Source organism: Shewanella sp. FJAT-52076, from assembly GCF_019457455.1.
Taxonomy (GTDB): Bacteria; Pseudomonadota; Gammaproteobacteria; order Enterobacterales; family Shewanellaceae; genus Shewanella; species Shewanella zhangzhouensis.
Window position 1 is genome coordinate 1808538 of record NZ_CP080415.1, and the last position, 22110, is coordinate 1830647.

Here is a 22110-nt window from a genome sequence, read left to right on the forward strand (position 1 = left end):
AACAGCCTGTTGTCTTTTATCATTTGACCTGTTCGGCAACCAGATCGCGAATGGATTCTGCCGCGTGCAGTATGTGCTCGCGCAGCAGGACGACGGCCTTGTCGGTTTGTTTCTGCTTGCAATAAGTCAGCAGATCTCTGTGATCTTGCTCGGCCCGCGGGATACCGCCGGTCAGCAACAACTGCAGCCGAATATAACGGTCACAATTGGTATTTAAACCGTGAACCACTTCCAATGTGTGTGGACGGTTGGCAGCCTGATACAGCGTAGTATGGAATTTGGTGTTGAGCTCGGCCCAGCTTCCAACTGCATCTTCTTGTTTAAAAGCAGATTCCAGTTGTTCCAGCACTTTCTCGGCCTGGATCAGGTCTTCATCTTGCAGATTCGGGATGGCTTTTGCAAGCAGATCTGTTTCAATCAGCGCCCTGAGTTCAAACAATTCGGTTACCTGTGCGACAGACAGCTCGGTGGCGGTGGCACCTTTGTGGGCCTCAAACTTCACCAGACCTTCGGCTTCAAGTTGCAACAGGGCTTCACGGACAGGAATACGGCTTACATTAAGCGCTTCGGCCAATGCGCTCTGACGCAAGGGCTCTCCGGCAGCAATTTCCCCGGAGAGAATTTTCTCTCTGAGTACTTCTACCACGACCTGAGTACGAGTTTTATGGACAATAGGCGTGTGTCGACTCATTTTTTATTTTTTATACCAAGACTTTTTGATCGCCTAAGATTAACGCCAACTCAGCCATAAATAAAGGGAAACCATGGGTTTCCCTTTATCAATTCGTTCAATTTTTCGGTAGTTTAGAACATCATCAACCGCCTCGACGAGGCTTTAAGCTCATTGGGCAACAGCACGTCAGGCATATTTTGGTAGCAAATGGGTCGCATAAAGCGCTTCATGGCTTCGGCGCCCACCGATGTGGAGCGGCTGTCGGTACTGGCGGGGTAGGGGCCCCCGTGGTTCATGGCTCGGGCTACTTCAACCCCGGTTGGCATTTGATTGAACATGATGCGGCCTACTTTAAAGGCCAGTCGGTCAATGATGTCACTGAAGTCTGTGACTTCTGTTTCCAGCCCGTGGATGCTTCCGGTCAGCTGGCCGGGGAGGCGTTTCACTAGCTCAAACATCTCATTCTTTGTTTCACAAATCGCAACCAGGGCGAAGGGACCAAAGACTTCTTCGAGCAGTTCGGGTTGCTTAGTTAAGGTGCTTGCCGCAATGCTGGCAATCAGCGGTCGGCTGTGGTGCGCCGCTTCGGCCGCTTGTCCCTGGGCAATGACGTTCACTTTTGGCACCACGGCACTGACAGCCTGATTAAAAGCGTGGCAGATCCCGGCGCTTAACATGGCAGAGGCACTTTGGCGGCTGGCAATGTCGGATAAGGCCGCAAGATAGCTCTCAAGCCCCGGGCCTTTGATGGCAATGACCAGTCCCGGGCTTGTGCAAAACTGCCCATGGCCCATCATCATGGAATTGACCTGCGCCTCGGCGAGGGTCACTGCATCTCTCGCGAGTCTGCCGGGCAGCAGAAGCTGAGGATTCACTGAACCCAGCTCACCGTAAAAGGGAATGGGTTCGGGGCGCTGAGCACAGCGGTCAGCAAGAAGGCGTCCGACCTTAAGAGACCCGGTAAAGCCAACGGCTTTCACCAGCGGATGTTCAACGAGCGCCACTGAAAGCGACGGTTCATTGCCCTGGATAAGTGAAAATAGCCCCTTCGGCATACCGGATTGCTCGATGGCTCTTGCCATTGCCCGGGCTACCAACTCGCTGGTGCCAGGATGGGACGGATGGCCCTTGACGATGACAGCGCAGCCGGCCGCCAGTGCAGAAGCGGTATCGCCACCGGCGGTGGAGAACGCCAGCGGAAAGTTGGATGCGCCGAATACGGCCACCACCCCAAGGGGCAGTAGGCCCAATTTTAACTCCGGCTTGGGCAGCGGCTGGCGCTCGGGGTTGGCCTTGTCCATCAAAAGCGGGGCATAGGGCTCACGAAGAACACTGGCAAAGAGCCGCAGCTGGCCCGTGGTGCGGCCAAGTTCGCCCTTCAGACGCGCTTCGGGCAGGCCCGACTCCAACATGGCACAGGCAACAATGACGTCGCCATCCTGCTCAATTTCGCTTGCCATGGTTTCCAGCAGATTTGCCTTTTGGTCGGCGGACGTTTGCTGGAATTCCCAGAAGGCGGCATCCGCCGCAATGGCCGCAGCTTCAACCTCAGAAGCTGTGCCCTGGCAGAACTCGCCGGGCAACACCTCGTTGGTGTTGGGGTTGAAACGGGTAAAGGTGGGTCCACTTTGTTGCCATTCATGGGCAATGAAATGCCGGCCACAGAGAACGGTGGTCATAATGACTCCTTTAAATATCTTAAATGGATAACCGGGTTACACGACCTGGAACCCAAATGCATAGGGGTCTGAGTCATCCACTGTGATGGCGTTTTGGCCAAATACCCGGGCCCAGCCCTGAATACTGGGGCGGATGGCATCATAGTCGCCGACCTTGGTGGCAGACTCGATGCGGCCGATAAATTGGCTGCCGATGATGCTCTCATGGGTATAGCTGTCACCAACCTTGAGCTTGCCGCGGGCGTAAAGCTGAGCGAGGCGGGCGCTGGTGCCTGTGCCGCATGGAGAACGGTCAATGGCCTTATCGCCATAAAACACCGCATTGGCACCGTCGGATCCTTCACTGATGGTGTCGCCAGTCCACAGCACGTGGGACACACCGCGCACAGTAGGGTCGTTGGGGTGAATACAGCTGAGGGTGTCGTGGGCCACCTGGCGCACAATCGGGCTCCAGCGCAAAATGTCAGTGGCGCTCCAATGACGCAGGCCGGGAAAGTTCTCCTGTGGGTCGACAATCACGTAGTAATTGCCGCCGTAGGACACATCAACCTTGAGGGTGCCAAGGCCTGGGATATCGAGAATAGCGTCTTTGTGGGCCAGATAGGCTGGCACATTATAGATGCGTACCCAATCCACTTTGGCACCGGTTTGCTGATAATCAATTTCGATTTGCCCTGCGGGCACATCCAGCACCAGCTTGCCGGGTGTTTTTGGTTTCAGCAGCCCGGTTTCGATGGCGGCCGTGATGGTGCCTATGGTGCCGTGTCCGCACATGGGCAAACAGCCGCTGGTTTCGATAAACAGGATGGCGGCATCGGCATTCTCTGAGCAGGGTGGGTACAGGAACGAACCCGACATCATGTCGTGGCCACGGGGCTCAAACATCAATGCCTTACGGATCCAGTCGTGGTTGGCGAGGAAGTCCTGGCGTTTTTCACTCATGGTGCGGCCCTGAAGGTGCGGATGGCCACTGGTGACCAACCGCACTGGGTTACCGCAGGTATGAGCATCAACGCAGAAAAATGTACCTTTCATCATAGTCGTAGAGCTCCGGTAGTCTTGTTTTTATCGCTCTTGGCTATCAGTCCAGATTGTATTTGGACAAATCGATGCGATTGGCCATGGCTTCACCCACGACTTTCTCAACGTAGGCCCGCTCATCGCCGATGAGTGTCATGCGGGGCATGCGCACCTGCTCGTTGCCACGACCGGCCAGTTGCTCGGCGAACTTGATGCACTGCACGAGCGTCGGAATGGTATCGAGGCGCAGCAGCGGCATAAACCAGCGATAGATTTCGCGGGCTTCTTCAATGCGACCGGCGCAGGCGAGCTTATAAAGGGTGACCGACTCACGGGGGAACACGTTGGTCAGGCCGGAAATCCAACCGGTGGCACCCAGTAGCAGAGATTCCAGCGCGATATCGTCCACGCCGCAGAACAGGGTGAAACGATCGCCAAAGCGGCTTTGCAACTCGGTGAGGCGGCGGGTGTCCGTGGTGGATTCCTTGATCGCCACTATGTTGGGCTCGTTGGCGAGAGTTGCGGTCATTTCCAAATTAATATCAACGCCATAACTCACAGGGTTGTTATAGATCATGATAGGCAGACTGGTGGCACGGGCAACCATCTGGTAGTGGGTCAGCACTTCACGGTCGGTGCCACGGTAAACCACGGCTGGTAGCAGCATGACCCCGTCAACCCCTATGGCTTCCACATCCTGGACATACTGGATGGCTAACTGGGCAGTGTTTTCGGTACAACCGGCAATTACTGGAATACGTCCGGCAACGGTTTCGACTGTGTGTTTCAGAAAGGCACGTTTTTCTTCGGCGCTCAAAGACGCGTTTTCACCTATGGTTCCCAGGGCGATGATGCCGTTGATGCCATCCTGGATAAGTTGTTCCAACATACGGGTGTTGGAGGCGAAGTTGATAGAGCCATCTTCATTGAATTGGGTAGAAATCGCTGGATATACGCCTTGCCAGTTAACTTTCATTTTTAAACCTCAAAATAGTCTTGTTTTTGTCTAACGCTGTCCGCCTTGTCAATTCGGACACAGGGCTATGCGCTCGGCATTGCGTAAAGTTATAGTATACTGTATACAATAATGCAATCGAGAAAATCTCAGATTTCAGATTATTTGAATCTGTGTCGCTCGTCACTATATATTGCATACATTATTACAATAGGAAGTCGCCTGATGGGACCCGTTCAGTTAAGCCCTGAATTACTTGGCCAATTTCGGCAAATAACCACCCTGGATGCCCACACGGAAGGAGAACCTTTGAGGATCATTACCTCGGGTTACCCCGCTGTGCCCGGGAACACCATATTGGAAAAACGTCAGTTTTTGGCAGCGCACCTCGATGAGTATCGCCAGCTGTTGATGTTTGAACCCCGGGGTCACGCAGACATGTACGGTGCGCTCCTCACTGAGCCGGTGTCAGAAGGCGCCGATTTCGGCGTACTGTTTTTGCACAACGAAGGGTATTCCAGCATGTGTGGCCATGCTGTGCTGGCGCTGGCCACCGTGTTGTGCCAAACCGGCGCTATCGCCTTTGACGGAAACCGGGCCGAAATAGGGATAGACGCGCCGGCAGGATTTATTCGTGCCTTTGCTGAAAAAGACCAAAATGGCTGCATTCAGGCGAGCTTTTTGAACGTACCATCCTGGGCTGAAGCATTGGATTTATCCCTCGACGTGCCGGGCATAGGTAAAGTGGCGTTCGATATTGGCTTTGGTGGCGCTTATTATGCGTACGTGGACGCTGATGCCCTGGGGTTGGAGTGCAGCGCAGACAATGTAAGCCAGCTGATTGACTGGGGAAGGCGAATCAAGCAGGCGGTGATGGCATCGTATCCTCTAACGCACCCTCTTGATGAGGATCTGAGCTTTTTATACGGCACCATCTTTACCTCCAGGCATACCTCTGTGCCGGGGGCGCATTCGCGCCATGTGTGTGTTTTTGCCGATGGTGAAGTGGATCGCTCCCCCACGGGCACAGGTGTGGCCGGACGAATCGCTCTGCTGCGTGCCAAGGGGGAAGTGGGGCTGACAGAGCCTCTGACCATCGAGAGTATTGTGGGCGGGAAAATGACCGTAGAAGCCATGGAACTGGTGGATTTTCATGGCAAGGATGCGCTTATTCCACGGGTGTCAGGCCGCGCCTTTATTACCGGAGAGCACAGGTTTTTACTTCACCCGGACGATATTTTTCCAACCGGCTTTTTACTGCGTTGAGGGCAAGCGTATGGAAACTCATCCTATGAAAGTAAGGGCTGGTCTGCCGGATGGCCCAGATGCAGTCAGCGAGCGGGTGATAGTGATAGGGGCGGGGGTCGTGGGGCTCGCCAATGCCGTTACGCTGGCCCGACGGGGCTTTAAGGTGACGGTAATGGATAAAGAGGGCGTTGCCGCCGGTGCCTCCTTTGGTAACGCCGGGCATTTTGCCATAGAGCAGGTTTTTCCCCTGGCCGATCCTGCTTTGCTGCCCAAGCTACCCAAAATGCTGCTTGACCCGCTGGGGCCTTTTCGTATTCGGCCGGCATATTTTCATCGGGCCTTGCCCTGGTTTTTGCGTTTTGTCGCCAATATGCTGCCGGCAAGGCGCCAACGCAACGGCAATGCCATTAAAGCGCTCAATGCCCGGTCGATGGCCTCTACCAGAGAACTGCTGACCTTTTGCGGCAGGGCGGATTTGCTGGTGGAAAATGGCTCCTTGCTGGTATTTGAAACCCGGGATATCCGAGTCATGGAGCGGGAGCTTGCACTCTACGGCGGCGCTGGGGTTGCTGTTACCTTGCTGAGCGGCGATGAAGCAAGGGCACTCGAGCCCAGCTTATCGGATGCGATAACCGGGGCTCTGTGGTTTACTCAGGTTGGGCATACGTCCAATCCCCGAGCTATTTGCGAAGCCTTGGCTGATACCCTGAAGGCCTTGGGTGGACGGATTGAAATTAACTCGGTGAGTTCTTTACAGGGGGGAAACACGCCGTCAGTAACGACTGTGGGTGGAAAGGTCACAAAAGCCGATAAGTTACTTCTATGCGCTGGCGCCTGGTCACGGCCATTGGCCTTGAAGCTCGGTCACAGGGTGCCGCTGGAAACAGAGCGGGGTTATCACCTGATGATGCCCCAACAGAGTGGCCTTAAAAGGCCTGTCGCATCCTATGAGCGCAAATTCATCATAACGCCTATGGAAGGCGGTACCCGCCTTGCCGGTACAGTTGAGTTTGGTGGGCTTGATGCCCCCATGTCCAATGCCCGGGCCAACTGCCTGTTGTCCCACGCCAGGGTGCTCTTGCCCAGAGTGTTTGATGGGGCTAAGGTCTCTGATGGCGAGCGCTGGATGGGATTCCGGCCATCACTTCCGGACAGTCTGCCTGTTTTGGGCGAAAGCCAAAGTCCAGGTGTCTATTTTGCTTTCGGACATCAGCATCTGGGACTGACCTGGGCCGCAAGCACCGCCGAACTGATGGGACAATTGATAAGTGGTGAGACGCCGGCCATCGATATCAGCCCCTACAGTGTAAAGCGGTTTGACTGAGCCTGCAGACTGAGCTGTTCAAAGGCATAAAAAGGCGGCCAACGGTCCGCCTTTTTCACCATTCCCTCTCCGGCACCGCTATCTGCCTGCGGCCATAAAGGCTTCTATTTCGTCGCTGCTGCGGGGGCAGGCGGCGGAGAGATTCTCGCAGCCCTGATGGGTAACCAGAATATCGTCCTCGATGCGAACGCCCATGCCCCGATATTGGCTTGGTACGTCCATGGCGTCGGCTGGAATATAGATGCCGGGCTCTATGGTAAACACCATGCCGGGTTCAAATACGCGCCAATCACCGCGATCATCCTGATAGGGCCCTACATCGTGTACGTCCATCCCCAGCCAGTGGCCGGTTTTATGCACCGTGAAGCGTTTGTAGCTTTCGCTTTTCATCACCTCATCAAAGGGGCCTTCAAGTAAGCCAAGCTCAATCAGCCCTTTGGCCATCACCTCCATGCAGGTCTCGTACAGCTGATTCCAGCGGGTGCCGGGGCGCACTCTGGCAATGGCGGCATCGAGCGCCGCCAATACCAGGTTGTGGATCTGCCGCTGTGCAGGGCTGAAGCGGCCAGTTGCCGGGAACGTGCGGGTAATGTCAGCACTGTAGTGGCCATACTCGGCACCGGCATCAACCAGCACCAGTTCGCCCACCTTAACCTCACAGCAATTTTCTTCGTAATGCAGGCAGCAGGCGTTGTTACCGGAGGCCACTATGTTGGGGTAGCCCACATCCACACAGCCATGTTTGGCAATCTCCAGCATAAAGGTGGCAGCGAGCAGCCCTTCATTGATACCCGGGGCAACGGTTCGCATCAGTGCCTTGTGCCCTTCGATTGAGGCATTGACCGCATGACGGATAAGTGCGATTTCCGGATCAGACTTAATCACCCGCATGGGATGCAGCACAGCGCCCAAGGCTGACAGTTGCCGATAGGCCTTGGGTACGTCAAACGGAGTGTGAAATCTTTCACGATTAATGAGCTGCCAAAGGGTCGGCAGGCGGTTTAGCTCATCGCCGACATAAACCTGGGTCTTGCCTTTGAGCGCCTCAAGTAACCTTGTCTCAAACTCGTCGATAACAAAAGCGTGGTCGGCACCATATTCGACAACGGCGCCTTCTGGGCCTGCACGCTGGCCAAAACTGACTTCGGCAGCCTGGTCACGGGGGCGACAAAAAAGCGTAAGGCAATCACGATTGCCTTCCCGGTAAAGGAGGGCCAGGGCGTCAGGTTCCGCAAAGCCGGTTAAATACAAAAAGTCGTTATCCTGACGGAAATGGTACTTAATGTTTTTACTGCGTACTTTTTGCTGGTATCCGGCCAGCACTATCAGGCTTGCAGGTGGTACGCGGTCCAGAAGTGCACTGCGACGGGCGGCATAAAGCCCGCTATCTGTTGGGTCGGCCATATTCTTCAGATCTTAGGGGGAAGTGGGAAAACATGGATAACAGGATATTTGTATGCAATATCCAAAACAAGTGAAAAACTTGCGTGCAGTTGCCAAGTTCGCGGTGCAATTCCAAAACAGGAATGAAATAATAGCGCCACTTGCAAAACCGGAGTGAAAGAAGTGAAACGAGCAGTGTTTCTGGATAGGGATGGCGTCATCAATAAAGACCATGGTTATGTTCATACCGTGGATGACTTTGAGTACATTGAAGGGGTATTCGAAGCCTGTCTCGCATTGAAAAACATGGGGTTTAAATTGGTGGTGGTGACCAATCAGTCAGGCATTGCCCGTGGCATGTATACAGAAGACGACTTCCACAGCCTGACCGAATGGATGGACTGGAATTTTGCCGATAAGGGCGTGGATCTCGACGGCATCTATTACTGCCCACATCACCCGGAAAAAGGTATCGGTGAATACAAGCAGGATTGTGACTGCCGCAAACCCAAGCCCGGCATGCTGGAGTCCGCAGCCAAATTCCTGAAATTGGATCTGGCCAATTCGGTCATGGTAGGCGATAAGGCTGACGATATGCGTGCCGCCGAGGCCGCAGGGATTCAAACGAAAATCCTGGTGAGAAGCGGTAAGCGGGTCGACAGCAAAGGCGAGACCTTGGCAACCGTAGTATTGGACAGTATTGCCGACGTACCGGTTTATCTTAAGTCGCTCAGCTAAAAGTCTCTGGCGATTTGCCTTGCCCAATAACCTGATTCGTTAGCCTCAACCGATATAGCCTTAACCGATAGCGCCTTAACCGAGAGAGGCACTGAAGCGACGCTTCCTCATCAATAGAGCTCCATTCTATTTGGAGCCTATGGTTTTCGAAGTTTGCGTGAAGTTGAGCATTATGAAGTTGAGCATTAAAGTGGCAAGAAATACACGGATGGCTAAAATATATCCACTCGATACATTGATTCAATAAAAGGGCTTGCGCTCGCTGACCAAGCCCCTATAATGCGCCCCCATCGACCGACGGCAAATGCCGAACACGGTCCCGCTCTTTAAAAATTTATCAAGTAATCTGTGTGGATACTCGCAGGTTGATGAAGTCGACAAAACGATTTTATCAATGAACGAGTTTTCATGCAAAAGCATGACAGCAGAAATTCATTGAGACCAAAACTTTAATTGAAGAGTTTGATCATGGCTCAGATTGAACGCTGGCGGCAGGCCTAACACATGCAAGTCGAGCGGCAGCGGGAAGATAGCTTGCTATCTTTGCCGGCGAGCGGCGGACGGGTGAGTAATACCTGGGGATCTGCCCAATCGAGGGGGATAACAGTTGGAAACGACTGCTAATACCGCATACGCCCTACGGGGGAAAGGAGGGGCTCTTCGGACCTTCCGCGATTGGATGAACCCAGGCGGGATTAGCTAGTAGGTGAGGTAATGGCTCACCTAGGCGACGATCCCTAGCTGTTCTGAGAGGATGGACAGCCACACTGGGACTGAGACACGGCCCAGACTCCTACGGGAGGCAGCAGTGGGGAATATTGGACAATGGGGGAAACCCTGATCCAGCCATGCCGCGTGTGTGAAGAAGGCCTTCGGGTTGTAAAGCACTTTCAGTGGGGAGGAAAGGTTGATGGTTAATACCCATCAGCTGTGACGTTACCCACAGAAGAAGCACCGGCTAACTCCGTGCCAGCAGCCGCGGTAATACGGAGGGTGCAAGCGTTAATCGGAATTACTGGGCGTAAAGCGTGCGCAGGCGGTCTGTTAAGCGAGATGTGAAAGCCCCGGGCTCAACCTGGGAACTGCATTTCGAACTGGCAGACTAGAGTCTTGTAGAGGGGGGTAGAATTCCAGGTGTAGCGGTGAAATGCGTAGAGATCTGGAGGAATACCGGTGGCGAAGGCGGCCCCCTGGACAAAGACTGACGCTCAGGCACGAAAGCGTGGGGAGCAAACAGGATTAGATACCCTGGTAGTCCACGCCGTAAACGATGTCTACTCGGAGTTTGGTGTCTTGAACACTGGGCTCTCAAGCTAACGCATTAAGTAGACCGCCTGGGGAGTACGGCCGCAAGGTTAAAACTCAAATGAATTGACGGGGGCCCGCACAAGCGGTGGAGCATGTGGTTTAATTCGATGCAACGCGAAGAACCTTACCTACTCTTGACATCCAGAGAACTTTCCAGAGATGGATTGGTGCCTTCGGGAACTCTGAGACAGGTGCTGCATGGCTGTCGTCAGCTCGTGTTGTGAAATGTTGGGTTAAGTCCCGCAACGAGCGCAACCCTTATCCTTACTTGCCAGCGGGTAATGCCGGGAACTTTAGGGAGACTGCCGGTGATAAACCGGAGGAAGGTGGGGACGACGTCAAGTCATCATGGCCCTTACGAGTAGGGCTACACACGTGCTACAATGGTCGGTACAGAGGGTTGCGAAGCCGCGAGGTGAAGCTAATCCCAAAAAGCCGGTCGTAGTCCGGATTGGAGTCTGCAACTCGACTCCATGAAGTCGGAATCGCTAGTAATCGTGGATCAGAATGCCACGGTGAATACGTTCCCGGGCCTTGTACACACCGCCCGTCACACCATGGGAGTGGGCTGCACCAGAAGTAGATAGCTTAACCTTCGGGAGGGCGTTTACCACGGTGTGGTTCATGACTGGGGTGAAGTCGTAACAAGGTAGCCCTAGGGGAACCTGGGGCTGGATCACCTCCTTACCTAAGCGACACATTATCCTGCTGAGTGTTCACACAGATTACTTGATAGACGATAGAGACAAATGCGATGGGTCTGTAGCTCAGGTGGTTAGAGCGTACGCCTGATAAGCGTAAGGTCGGTAGTTCGAGTCTACTCAGACCCACCAAATCTCATTGATGCGTCGTTGGAAACATCGTCGTTTACACCAGTAAACGTCCTCCGCTTCCGCCTCGCCTGAATGAGATTTTTAATCAACGCATTTGTGTCAGACTGCATATTGCAGAAACGGGGCTATAGCTCAGCTGGGAGAGCGCCTGCTTTGCACGCAGGAGGTCTGCGGTTCGATCCCGCATAGCTCCACCACTGTAAATATGTGAGTCTCAGGACGTAAGTCCCAAGGATAGAGACGCCAAAGATAAGTGATGAATTTATCTTTGGCTTTTTTAAGCCCGCTCTTTAACAATTTGGAAAGCTGATAGTAGAAACTGAATCTTCGGATTTAGTTAATACAAAAATTGAGTTCTCAAACACTTCAATCAAGTGTTTTGGAAATTCTTCAAGGCGAGTTCATGTAAATGAACTATCGAAAACCAGCTGGTTGCAATACAGCACGGTGAGGAAACTCATCCGGGTTGTATGGTTAAGCGACTAAGCGTATACGGTGGATGCCTTGGCAGTCAGAGGCGATGAAGGACGTAGTAACTTGCGAAAAGCGTTGGTGAGGTAGTAACAACCGTTATAGCCAGCGATGTCCGAATGGGGAAACCCGGCACCATAAGGTGTCATCACTAAGTGAATACATAGCTTAGTGAGGCGAACGAGGGGAACTGAAACATCTAAGTACCCTCAGGAAAAGAAATCAACCGAGATTCCCTCAGTAGCGGCGAGCGAACGGGGATTAGCCCTTAAGTCTTCGGGGTGTTAGTGGAATGGTCTGGAAAGTCCAACGGTACAGGGTGATAGTCCCGTACACGACAACTAACCAAAGATGAAATCGAGTAAGGCGGCACACGTGATATGTTGTCTGAATATGGGGGGACCATCCTCCAAGGCTAAATACTCCTGACTGACCGATAGTGAACCAGTACCGTGAGGGAAAGGCGAAAAGAACCCCTGTGAGGGGAGTGAAATAGAACCTGAAACCGTATACGTACAAGCAGTGGGAGCGGTTCTTGAGACCGTGACTGCGTACCTTTTGTATAATGGGTCAGCGACTTACGTTTTGTAGCGAGGTTAAGCGAATAGCGGAGCCGTAGGGAAACCGAGTGTTAACTGCGCGTTTAGTTGCAAGGCGTAGACCCGAAACCCGGTGATCTAGCCATGGGCAGGTTGAAGGTTGAGTAACATCAACTGGAGGACCGAACCGACTAATGTTGAAAAATTAGCGGATGACTTGTGGCTGGGGGTGAAAGGCCAATCAAACCGGGAGATATCTGGTTCTCCTCGAAAGCTATTTAGGTAGCGCCTCGGACGAACACCTTTGGGGGTAGAGCACTGTTAAGGCTAGGGGGTCATCCCGACTTACCAACCCTTTGCAAACTCCGAATACCAAAGAGTGCTATCCGGGAGACAGACGGCGGGTGCTAACGTCCGTCGTCAAAAGGGAAACAACCCAGACCGTCAGCTAAGGTCCCAAAGTAATTGCTAAGTGGGAAACGATGTGGGAAGGCTTAGACAGCTAGGATGTTGGCTTAGAAGCAGCCATCATTTAAAGAAAGCGTAATAGCTCACTAGTCGAGTCGGCCTGCGCGGAAGATGTAACGGGGCTAAGCAATTCACCGAAGCTACGGGTGTACACGATAACGTGTACGCGGTAGAGGAGCGTTCTGTAAGCCGTTGAAGGTGAAGGGGTAACCCACACTGGAGGTATCAGAAGTGCGAATGCTGACATGAGTAACGATAAAGGGGGTGAAAAACCCCCTCGCCGAAAGACCAAGGGTTCCTGTCCAACGTTAATCGGGGCAGGGTGAGTCGACCCCTAAGGCGAGGCCGAAAGGCGTAGTCGATGGGAAACGGGTTAATATTCCCGTACTTCTGCTAACTGCGATGGAGAGACGGAGAAGGCTAGGCCAGCACGGCGTTGGTTGTCCGTGTTTAAGGTGGTAGGTAGTGTGCTTAGGCAAATCCGGGCACATATATACCGAGAGCTGATGACGAGTCACTACGGTGACGAAGTGGTTGATGCCATGCTTCCAGGAAAATCTTCTAAGCTTCAGGTTAGCAGGAATCGTACCCCAAACCGACACAGGTGGTCGGGTAGAGAATACCAAGGCGCTTGAGAGAACTCGGCTGAAGGAACTAGGCAAAATGGTACCGTAACTTCGGGAGAAGGTACGCTGCTGTTGGTGACGGGACTTGCTCCCCGAGCTGACGGCAGTCGCAGATACCAGGTGGCTGCAACTGTTTATCAAAAACACAGCACTGTGCAAACTCGCAAGAGGAAGTATACGGTGTGACGCCTGCCCGGTGCCGGAAGGTTAATTGATTGGGTTATCGCAAGAGAAGCTCATGATCGAAGCCCCGGTAAACGGCGGCCGTAACTATAACGGTCCTAAGGTAGCGAAATTCCTTGTCGGGTAAGTTCCGACCTGCACGAATGGCGTAATGATGGCCACGCTGTCTCCAGCCGAGACTCAGTGAAGTTGAAATTGCGGTGAAGATGCCGTATACCCGCGGCTAGACGGAAAGACCCCGTGAACCTTTACTATAGCTTGGCACTGAACATTGACCCTACATGTGTAGGATAGGTGGGAGACTTTGAAGCGGGAACGCCAGTTCTCGTGGAGTCAACCTTGAAATACCACCCTTGTAGTGTTGGTGTTCTAACCTCGGTCCATGAATCTGGACTAGGGACAGTGCCTGGTGGGTAGTTTGACTGGGGCGGTCTCCTCCCAAAGAGTAACGGAGGAGCACGAAGGTTGGCTAAACACGGTCGGACATCGTGTGGTTAGTGTAATGGCACAAGCCAGCTTAACTGCGAGACAGACACGTCGAGCAGGTACGAAAGTAGGTCATAGTGATCCGGTGGTTCTGCATGGAAGGGCCATCGCTCAACGGATAAAAGGTACTCCGGGGATAACAGGCTGATACCGCCCAAGAGTTCATATCGACGGCGGTGTTTGGCACCTCGATGTCGGCTCATCACATCCTGGGGCTGAAGTCGGTCCCAAGGGTATGGCTGTTCGCCATTTAAAGTGGTACGCGAGCTGGGTTCAGAACGTCGTGAGACAGTTCGGTCCCTATCTGCCGTGGGCGTTGGAAGATTGAGGGGGGTTGCTCCTAGTACGAGAGGACCGGAGTGAACGAACCGCTGGTGTTCGGGTTGTCATGCCAATGGCATTGCCCGGTAGCTACGTTCGGAATCGATAACCGCTGAAAGCATCTAAGCGGGAAGCGAGCCCCAAGATGAGTCTTCCCTTGGACCTTGAGTCCACTGAAGAGCCGTCCGAGACCAGGACGTTGATAGGCAGGGTGTGTAAGCGTTGTGAGGCGTTGAGCTAACCTGTACTAATGACTCGTGCGGCTTAACCATACAACCCAGATGGGTTTCAGATGGTGTAGATAGTCTTGAAGAAACCAGGCTTGATTGAAGTGATAACTCAAACAGCTTTCTAAATTGCATGTTCTTGCTGAGAAGCGGGGGCATAACGAATTTGCTTGGTGACAATAGCGCTCTGGTCCCACCTGATCCCATTCCGAACTCAGTAGTGAAACGGAGCAGCGCCGATGGTAGTGTGGGGTCTCCCCATGTGAGAGTAGGTCATTGCCAAGCGCCTAATAAGTCGAAGAGGCCACCCAATAGAGTGGCCTTTTTGCGTTTGGAGACTAGATTTCTATTCCTTGCTGATCCAAGTCTGGCATTGCTCATCTCAGGTGACTTTTCGATTTAATGTCGGTGTTGCATGCCTAGGCCCGATATCAGTCGATAAATGCTCCTTCTATATCGACACTTCCGCCATCCTCAGCTCGCAGCCAGATGCTCATCAAACTACGCTTGATAATCGAACACCTTCCGCCCCCATATGAGGGTAGGTCATTGCCAAGCGCCTAATTCTGGTTTCCACTTTAAAAGGTGAAATCAAACAAAATCAAAAAGGCCACCCAATAGGGTGGCCTTTTTGCTTACGGGATGGTTTCAGCAGATACCGAGTCTTATCTGAACTGCCACTCCCACATTCTGCGAGTGCTCAGAGCCTGCATGACAAGCGAGCCTAACTCTTTACATTTACGCACCTGCTGCTCCAAGGGCCTATCACTAGAGCAAGTTCCGTTTGTACTTACGCTCAACTTCAGTTACCCGTTGGTTAAAATCTTTCAGATGAGCCAACATTTCAGCCTCCGCTCTATCCCCATCTTTGGCAATAACAGCCTCAATAATGGCGTTATGCATACCTGGTGGGTGGATCTCATCGGTTGGAGGTTGAAATCTGAGGGCATCTTTATTCAGTAGGAGTAAAAGCGATTTAGTCATCGCTTCCAAAAAGCGGTTACCACACATTTCCGCTAACAAATAATGCACTCGAGAACGTAGATATACTGTCTCAGGGTATCGCAAGGTGTCATTTTCGTGCTGATTCGCTGCTAACAACTTTTCGGCTAGCTCTTGGGTGCAATTCATTGCTGCTAATCTGGCAATTTGCGGCTCAAACAGGATCCGGGCTTGTACAATTTCAGGCAATGACATTTTGCCCATCAGTAATAAATCCTGGCATGCATCACTTAACCGCTCAAAGGTCAGGTGTTTAACAAAAGCGCCACCCATGGCCCCTTGACGGATTTCGACTAATCCACTCGCTTCTAAGATTTTTACCGCTTCTCTGACGACTGTACGGCTAACCATAAAAAGATCGATTAACTCGCGCTCAGAAGGAAGTTTATCTCCAGCTTTGTACCTGCCATCAAAAATGGCCTCTTTTAATTGCTGTCCAACCTCGGTGGATGCCCTGAGTTGCCTAACTGGTTTAAACGAGTTCAAATTGTCATCTCACATCATAACTAGGTCGAAATCTTAACATGGATCAAGCTGATGTCTGAATGTCAGTCGGTATCAGCCAGATATAAATTAACTTAGACTAATCCACGCCATTGTCACAGAGTCACTCTTCACAAAATTCACATAAAAATATGAATTTATTAAATTTATCCCATAAAAATGCTGTGGATTAATACCAGCAGACCGCAGGCATCAATCAATCGCTACATTAGAGCTTAAAAAACAACCGCTTTTGTTGATCTAAGTTACATCTCAGCGAATTTCATAACTCAATTCTCATATCTCAAACGACGCCATTGTTGTCATATTTCATACGTCATACATTTGACGTCGGAGTGAGCGTCCACGTTCAGCAAGCCTGAAAATGGCTTCAGGCTACGAATAATAGGAAGAGATGATGATGAAAATGTCATATTTATCTTTGGTTGTTTTATCAGCACTGGCTGCGCCTGCAATGGCCGATACCAGCATCGACAAGATGTTCAGTGAAGGCACAGTGAAAGGTGAGTTACGTCTATTAGACTTCACCAAAGATTTCGATGGGGATACCACCACAGCGCATACTACTTCATTAGGCGGGCTGTTTTATTACCACACTGCCAAAGTGAATGGTTTGAGTATTGGTACCAGCTTTGCGTCTGCCAACCCGATTTGGGTAAACGAGTCTGATGCGGTTTACAACTTAGTCGGTAGAGATGCCAACGGTGATCACCAAAGCGTTAACCGTATGCAGGAATATTATGTTCAGGGTGATTGGTGGAATACCCAATTTCGATTGGGTGCCCAAGAGCTACGCACACCTATGATGAACCCCCATGATATTCGCGCCATACCCCGTACCTTCCGTGGCTTTACCACCGAAAATCATAGCATCGACAATCTCACGCTATCGGCACTTTACATCACAGATTCAATGGGGTGGACCGATGAACGCTTTATTAGTGTGAGTGAGGCTGTTAAAGCGGAAGTTAAACGGAATACAGGCAATGTGGTGGATGTAGAAGACAATCCTATGTACGCCATTGGTGCTAAATATCAGCTGCCATTTGAATCCGTGAAAACCCAAATCAACCTCTGGCAATACTATATGGAAGATGTGTTCCAGCAGACCTATGCCAAGGCTAATCTTTCAACCGAGTTGGGTGGTGCCAACCTGTATTTCACCCCTTCTTATCTCAACCAACAGGCAACGGGCAACAAATCTGCCGGTGAACTGGATACCTATCAATATGGTTTCCACTTAGGCGCCAAGTTTGCCGGCACCAATATCACTTACATGTACGCCAAAACCGGCGATGACACCGTTCTGACACCATGGGGTGACGACAAGGTCGTCATTCAACAGGTATACCAATCTGCTCTCGCCAATGAAGCAGTGAACGCCTTGAAACTGGAGTACGACTTCGGTCAGGTTGGTGCTAAAGGCCTCAGCGCTTATGTTTCCTACGGCGACTATGACTCTCCCGAAAGCCTGCATGACTTTACCGAAACCGACTTCTCAGTGACCTACAAGTTTGGCGGAGCCTTCGAGGGCTTAGGCGTGAGGGCTCGTTATGCACTGGTGGATTTTGAACAGAAGGAAGATCTTAACGATCTCCGCCTCTACCTGACCTACAAGTTCGCTTTAGGCCATTAAACCGCGCGCTCCCTTGCGCCTACCGGGGTGTATTGACGTCCTTTGAATACACCCGTTTTTTTAGGCCTGAGTCATTTGGCTCGCGAGCCGTTTGCCAGACAGACCCTTGGCCAAATTTTATGTCGTTGTTCGGTGTGCTACATCCGCTTACGACATAGCCGACGGAGTAATGAAAATGAGTAAAGAATCGAAAGAAATTGACCAATACACCGCAAATGTTCTCCAAAATGGTCTTTCACGCCGAAGCTTCCTGACACGTGCTGCTATTGGTACCGGGGGCTTGGCCTTTGCGGGATTGACAGGTTCTGTCAGCGCATCTTCTGCTGCACAAACCCAAGAGTATGCACAGATTGGCCATGCGACCCTGGAATTTATGCCAAAACCAAGAGCCATCCCGGACAGTGAAATAGCTTCGACCCAAACCTTCGATGTGGTTGTGGTGGGGGCCGGTGCGTCGGGCGTTCCTGCCGCATTGTCGGCAGCAGAGAACGGTGCAAAGGTTGCCGTTCTGCAGAAGCAGGCCATCGTTGTTGCCCAAGGTAATACGGGGTCGGGTTTGGACCTCAAAAAAAGCGATAAAGCAGGCATCGAAGCGCTGATCAACCGCTTAATGGCTGACAACGCCCACCGCAGTAATCCCGCGTTACTGAGAAGTTGGGCTTACAATTCCGGCGAAGCCATTTCATGGGTTATCGACCGTGCTAAAAAGGGCGGTGCAACTGTTGTTGATCAAGGCACTAAACCGCAACATGGCATCAAAGGGATTACCGAGTACCCACTGGAATTTGTTACTTCCTACTTTGGCCCAAAACCCTACACCGCGGGTGACGGTATGCGCGCCCTGGCAAAAACTGCAGAAAAAGCAGGCGTTAAATTCTTCTTTAACACCCCTGCGAACCAATTGATCCAAGATGCCACAGGCAAAGTGATTGGTGTTATCGCCCAAAACCGTGATGGTAAATACCATAAGTTTATGGCTAAAAAGGGCGTTATTTTGGCTGCTGGTGACTACCAAAATAACAAAGCCATGTGCGACTTCTTCATTCCAGATCTGAAGAACTTCGAACGTAAGCAAATGGACCGCACCGGCGATGGCTTCGTGATGGCGTACTGGGCGGGCGGTGTAATTGAACCTGCTGGCCATACCAAGATGCTTCACGATTTTGATGCTGGGCCTGCGGCTATGTGCGATATGCCCTTCCTGGTGGTAAATCGCAAAGGGGAACGTTTCGTCAATGAAGCGGTAGAAATGTCCCTGATGAATAACTACCTGCGCAGCGAAGCTGATCAAGGCTGTTACTCTCAGGTTTTCGATTCTGACTATATGGAACAAGCTAAAAACTGGCCAGGCAAGGCCTATACACCGGAAGAATTGAAAAATTACATGCCTGAAGATCCGTCAGAGAAAAAAGGTGTATTCCCTTCACAAATCAATACCTTCGTTGCAGAAACCCTGGAAGGATTAGCAGTGAAACTCGGATGTGATCCCAAGACATTCGTGAAAAACGTTAACCGTTACAACGAACTGTGCAAAACGGGACGTGACGAAGACTTTGGTAAAGCCCCAAGCAAAATGGCACCTGTGTTAAAGGCACCATTTTATGGTATTCGCCGCCGCATGCGTCTATCAGCCATTACCTCGGGTGTACTCGTCAACGAAAACCATCAAGCCCTCGATGCAGATGGTAAACCAATCGGCGGTTTATTCATCGTCGGCAATATGGGAGGCGGATTCTATGGTGGTGTGGACTATCCATTAACGGTATTCGGTCTGTCTCTGGGGCGCTGTTATACCTTCGGTTACTTAACCGGCAAGTATGTCGCCAAGCTCTAAGCCTTAAGGTCATCAATAGTGGAGCCTGATTATCAGGTATCTTTCAGGATTAATAAGGGAATCACCCCATGAAGAACTTAACTATTATTCTTTCGCTGGCGTTAAGCCTGTTTGCAGGCAGTACCTTCGCCGCAGACCAGTTACTGGACCAGACTCATATGGCCAAAGGCATGAAATGTGCCAGTTGCCACCAAGGCGAAAGTCGTGATGCTGTGCCTATGTTGAAATGCGTCCAGTGCCATAACACGACGAAATTAGCCACTAAAACAAAAGACTTTAAGCCAACAAATCCCCATGATAACCGCCACTTCAGTACAGAAACTGACTGTGCGAAGTGTCACCATGTTCACAAAAAGTCGGAAAACTACTGTGAAGGCTGTCATTTAAGGTTTGATTTCGTTACACCCTAATCAGTTTGCGTAATGCCACCTTCAATAAAACCACCTCGCATAGCAGGTGGTTTTATTTTGATCTTTGGTGAACCGATGGATTTATCGATATTTTTCACCCGGACAGACAGTATTGATAGAGGGGCGTTAATCGAGAGGCTATGGAACCCAGAGGTGTTTACTTCCTGAAATGAATTATTCCCATCTACCAGTATTTAATAAAGCCAGAGCAGATTTGTTCTCTGTGCTGAATATTTCCAGCACCAGCACCAGCGCAGCGTTTGCGCCTAATTTCAGCAATGGACTATCCCATCAGGTGTTATCCAGTTTAAAAAGTAGTGTTTCGGACCTCGTGAGGTTTTCTTTAAGCTTGGAATGAACTGCTCCGGGGGCTGTTTGGCAACCGCAAACTGGCTATATCAGACTTTCTTAACAGAACTAACCGAATGCTTGGGGTAGACTATGGCCATTGCCGTGAGGAATTTGCCATGTTGCTGAAAATACTGCTGACTCTGGCCGTCATTGTTGCGGCTTACATGAAGTTTCATAAGCGTAAGCCTGTCATGCCCTCGGTCAGTGCCAATAGTTTGTTGGTCCGTTATCTCGCCCTTGGCATTCTGTTTACCACGGTCCTTCTGAGCTCTGTGTGGCTAGGTTGGCGCTGGTATGATGGCAATCGCGTGTTGTCTGTAACTATCATTTCGCCTGAGCGGGGTGAAGAACGTATCTTCAAGGTTCGCAAGCGCAACCTGGGCCAGTCGGAACTTGAAACCCTGGATGGCCTTAAAATCAGGCTATCTTCTCAAGAGCGAATAATGATCTCCAGCTCCGACCAGAACTGAATCAATGCCTTAAAGCAGACCATAATGCTTTTCATTCGAAGGTTATCAGGTAAACTAGCCGCGGTTTAACGTTACTCCCCGTGTGAACGGGTAAGGAAGGCTCGATGATCACTGCTTATGTTTATGAAAATCGTCAATTGACTGTTCTTGAACTTGGCATTGAGGACAGCCTTCCCCCATCGACGCTGTGGCTTGACCTTTATAAGCCGGAAGATGAAGAGCGCGAGTGGCTCGCCCGGTTTTCGGTAGAAGAATTACCTGACGAAGAAGACATTAACGAAATCGAGGCGTCGGCTCGTTTCTATCAAAACAGCGACGGTTTGCACATCAACTCCCTGTTCCCGCAGCGAGTTGGGCAAGACGTTCGCGCGGTGAACGTGTCCTTCAACTTACGCACCAAATTCCTGCTGACCATCCGTGAAGAAGATGTTGGTCTTATTCGGCTCCTGCGAAACTATCTTCGCCTTGGGCGCCTTGAAGTAGCTACACCTCAGGAATTGTTTATCGAGCTTTTCAATCTCAAGGTGGATTACCTCTCTGACTTGATTGAAGACGTTTACACCGTGCTCGAAAACGTAGGTGAAGAAGTATTTGAGAGCCAGGAGCTGGATGATGTCTTTAAGCTCATCACGATTCAGGAAGACGCCAACGGTAAAATCCGCTTGAGTTTGCTCGATACCCAGCGTTCGCTGAGGTATATGCAGCGTTATTACCGGGGACAACTCTCAGATGACGATATGAAAGACTTGCGGGAGATGCTCTCAGATATCGAGTCTTTGATGCCCCACAGCCAATTTATCTTCGATAAACTCAACTTTCTGCTGGATGCGGCCATGGGCTTTACCAGTTTGCAGCAGAACAAAATCATCAAAATCTTCTCGGTTGCCGCTGTGGTGTTTCTGCCTCCCACGCTAATTGCATCCAGCTACGGTATGAACTTTACCACCATGCCCGAACTCGAATGGCAGTATGGCTATCCCATGGCCATCGCCATGATGCTGGCGAGTGCCGCCGGCACCTATTTCTTCTTTAAGCGCAAACGTTGGCTGTGAGCCTCAGGCCTTGAACAGGGGAATAATCTCGGCGCAGGACCGTTCGAGAAAGTCGGGTTCATTGATGACGCATTGCAGAGTGTGAAGTTTATTTCGCATCAAGCCCGTGGCAATAACACATCTGTGATAAGGGTTGGTGCAGCGGGAGAGTTGACGGTCGAGGTCGTAGATAAGGCATTCAAGCTGTGCTTTATTGGTTTCAGAGCCGTCTATGACTTCCCGGTTGAGTTTATCCCGTAACTCGTCGAGGGCCTGCGGCTCGTTGTCCGCCATCCATCTCAAGGTATCGAAATCGGGTAAGGGTGTCATGGTGCCCCCCTTTCGCGTTTGCGGCAAAGGAATACACTTTCACACTAGACAAAGGGGCGG

15 protein-coding genes, 2 tRNA genes and 3 rRNA genes are annotated in these 22110 nt (G+C 51.4%); 13 read left to right on the plus strand and 7 right to left on the minus strand.

Features of this window, described 5'->3' with window-relative positions:
- Window positions 1–19 precede the first annotated feature (19 nt).
- From K0H79_RS07785 to dapA, 4 genes are all read right to left on the minus strand, one after another.
- The gene (locus K0H79_RS07785; protein WP_220067509.1) at window positions 20–691 is read right to left on the minus strand and encodes a GntR family transcriptional regulator; all 672 of its coding nucleotides are present in this window, start codon (window positions 689–691) and stop codon (window positions 20–22) included.
- A 113-nt stretch (window positions 692–804) separates the two neighbouring features.
- Window positions 805–2352, minus strand: a complete 1548-nt coding sequence (locus K0H79_RS07790; RefSeq protein WP_220077869.1) for an aldehyde dehydrogenase (NADP(+)) — start codon at window positions 2350–2352, stop codon at window positions 805–807.
- Between the two features lie 36 nt (window positions 2353–2388).
- A complete protein-coding gene (locus tag K0H79_RS07795) occupies window positions 2389–3390 on the minus strand; it encodes a 4-hydroxyproline epimerase (protein WP_220077870.1) in 1002 nt (333 codons plus the stop codon).
- 43 nt (window positions 3391–3433) lie between these two features.
- Entirely contained in the window at window positions 3434–4348 is a 915-nt protein-coding gene (gene dapA / locus K0H79_RS07800) for a 4-hydroxy-tetrahydrodipicolinate synthase (RefSeq protein WP_220077871.1), read from the minus strand.
- 204 nt (window positions 4349–4552) lie between these two features.
- On the opposite strand from dapA, the gene K0H79_RS07805 reads away from it, so the two are divergent.
- Entirely contained in the window at window positions 4553–5593 is a 1041-nt protein-coding gene (locus K0H79_RS07805) for a proline racemase family protein (protein ID WP_220077872.1), read from the plus strand.
- Window positions 5594–5618: 25 nt separating this feature from the next.
- On the plus strand, window positions 5619–6899 hold the full coding sequence (locus K0H79_RS07810; RefSeq protein WP_258405496.1) for an FAD-binding oxidoreductase: 1281 nt from the start codon (window positions 5619–5621) through the stop codon (window positions 6897–6899).
- Between the two features lie 78 nt (window positions 6900–6977).
- Here the strand turns inward: K0H79_RS07810 and K0H79_RS07815 are convergent, their stop codons facing one another.
- Window positions 6978–8303: an aminopeptidase P N-terminal domain-containing protein gene (locus tag K0H79_RS07815; RefSeq protein ID WP_220077874.1), complete on the minus strand. Its 1326-nt coding sequence runs from the start codon at window positions 8301–8303 to the stop codon at window positions 6978–6980.
- Window positions 8304–8465: 162 nt separating this feature from the next.
- Here K0H79_RS07815 and gmhB point away from each other — a divergent pair, with 162 nt between their 5' ends.
- From gmhB to rrf, 6 genes are all read left to right on the plus strand, one after another.
- Window positions 8466–9020 (plus strand): D-glycero-beta-D-manno-heptose 1,7-bisphosphate 7-phosphatase, encoded by a 555-nt coding sequence (gene gmhB, locus K0H79_RS07820; protein WP_220077875.1) that lies wholly within the window; start codon window positions 8466–8468, stop codon window positions 9018–9020.
- Between the two features lie 450 nt (window positions 9021–9470).
- Window positions 9471–11015: ribosomal RNA gene (locus tag K0H79_RS07825) — 16S ribosomal RNA — on the plus strand.
- A 69-nt stretch (window positions 11016–11084) separates the two neighbouring features.
- Window positions 11085–11161 (plus strand) — tRNA-Ile (locus tag K0H79_RS07830).
- Window positions 11162–11282: 121 nt separating this feature from the next.
- Window positions 11283–11358, plus strand: a tRNA-Ala gene (locus K0H79_RS07835).
- A gap of 275 nt (window positions 11359–11633) precedes the next feature.
- Window positions 11634–14527: ribosomal RNA gene (locus K0H79_RS07840) — 23S ribosomal RNA — on the plus strand.
- A gap of 124 nt (window positions 14528–14651) precedes the next feature.
- Window positions 14652–14767, plus strand: a 5S ribosomal RNA gene (gene rrf, locus K0H79_RS07845).
- Together the 16S, 23S and 5S rRNA genes with 2 tRNA genes alongside form the textbook arrangement of a ribosomal RNA operon.
- A gap of 483 nt (window positions 14768–15250) precedes the next feature.
- On the opposite strand, the gene K0H79_RS07850 is transcribed toward rrf, so the two are convergent.
- Window positions 15251–15970, minus strand: coding sequence for a FadR/GntR family transcriptional regulator (locus tag K0H79_RS07850; protein WP_220077876.1), 720 nt, complete (start codon window positions 15968–15970; stop codon window positions 15251–15253).
- Between the two features lie 412 nt (window positions 15971–16382).
- Between K0H79_RS07850 and K0H79_RS07855 the strand changes: the two genes are divergently transcribed.
- The 5 genes from K0H79_RS07855 (at window position 16383) to corA (ending at window position 21741) form a co-directional block, all read left to right on the plus strand.
- Window positions 16383–17624: an OprD family outer membrane porin gene (locus K0H79_RS07855; RefSeq protein ID WP_220077877.1), complete on the plus strand. Its 1242-nt coding sequence runs from the start codon at window positions 16383–16385 to the stop codon at window positions 17622–17624.
- Between the two features lie 175 nt (window positions 17625–17799).
- Entirely contained in the window at window positions 17800–19458 is a 1659-nt protein-coding gene (locus K0H79_RS07860) for an FAD-binding protein (RefSeq protein ID WP_220077878.1), read from the plus strand.
- Window positions 19459–19526: 68 nt separating this feature from the next.
- A complete protein-coding gene (locus tag K0H79_RS07865; RefSeq protein ID WP_220077879.1) occupies window positions 19527–19868 on the plus strand; it encodes a cytochrome c3 family protein in 342 nt (113 codons plus the stop codon).
- Window positions 19869–20335: 467 nt separating this feature from the next.
- On the plus strand, window positions 20336–20689 hold the full coding sequence (locus K0H79_RS07870; RefSeq protein WP_220077880.1) for a hypothetical protein: 354 nt from the start codon (window positions 20336–20338) through the stop codon (window positions 20687–20689).
- Between the two features lie 104 nt (window positions 20690–20793).
- Entirely contained in the window at window positions 20794–21741 is a 948-nt protein-coding gene (corA, locus tag K0H79_RS07875) for a magnesium/cobalt transporter CorA (RefSeq protein ID WP_220077881.1), read from the plus strand.
- Window positions 21742–21744: 3 nt separating this feature from the next.
- Here the strand turns inward: corA and K0H79_RS07880 are convergent, their stop codons facing one another.
- Complete coding sequence (locus K0H79_RS07880; RefSeq protein WP_220077882.1) at window positions 21745–22050, minus strand: DUF3135 domain-containing protein; 306 nt, start codon at window positions 22048–22050, stop codon at window positions 21745–21747.
- Window positions 22051–22110: the final 60 nt, after the last annotated feature.

Bases quoted from the DNA above. Each gene is read 5' to 3' on its own strand.
- K0H79_RS07790 (WP_220077869.1), bottom strand. From the start codon at position 2,352: ATGACCACCGTTCTCTGTGGCCGGCATTTCATTGCCCATGAATGGCAA.
- K0H79_RS07860 (WP_220077878.1), top strand. From the start codon at position 17,800: ATGAGTAAAGAATCGAAAGAAATTGACCAATACACCGCAAATGTTCTC.
- K0H79_RS07815 (WP_220077874.1), bottom strand. From the start codon at position 8,303: ATGGCCGACCCAACAGATAGCGGGCTTTATGCCGCCCGTCGCAGTGCA.
- corA (WP_220077881.1), top strand. From the start codon at position 20,794: ATGATCACTGCTTATGTTTATGAAAATCGTCAATTGACTGTTCTTGAA.
- K0H79_RS07805 (WP_220077872.1), top strand. From the start codon at position 4,553: ATGGGACCCGTTCAGTTAAGCCCTGAATTACTTGGCCAATTTCGGCAA.
- K0H79_RS07870 (WP_220077880.1), top strand. From the start codon at position 20,336: ATGTTGCTGAAAATACTGCTGACTCTGGCCGTCATTGTTGCGGCTTAC.
- K0H79_RS07880 (WP_220077882.1), bottom strand. From the start codon at position 22,050: ATGACACCCTTACCCGATTTCGATACCTTGAGATGGATGGCGGACAAC.
- dapA (WP_220077871.1), bottom strand. From the start codon at position 4,348: ATGAAAGTTAACTGGCAAGGCGTATATCCAGCGATTTCTACCCAATTC.
- K0H79_RS07865 (WP_220077879.1), top strand. From the start codon at position 19,527: ATGAAGAACTTAACTATTATTCTTTCGCTGGCGTTAAGCCTGTTTGCA.
- K0H79_RS07810 (WP_258405496.1), top strand. From the start codon at position 5,619: ATGAAAGTAAGGGCTGGTCTGCCGGATGGCCCAGATGCAGTCAGCGAG.
- K0H79_RS07855 (WP_220077877.1), top strand. From the start codon at position 16,383: ATGATGATGAAAATGTCATATTTATCTTTGGTTGTTTTATCAGCACTG.
- K0H79_RS07785 (WP_220067509.1), bottom strand. From the start codon at position 691: ATGAGTCGACACACGCCTATTGTCCATAAAACTCGTACTCAGGTCGTG.
- K0H79_RS07795 (WP_220077870.1), bottom strand. From the start codon at position 3,390: ATGATGAAAGGTACATTTTTCTGCGTTGATGCTCATACCTGCGGTAAC.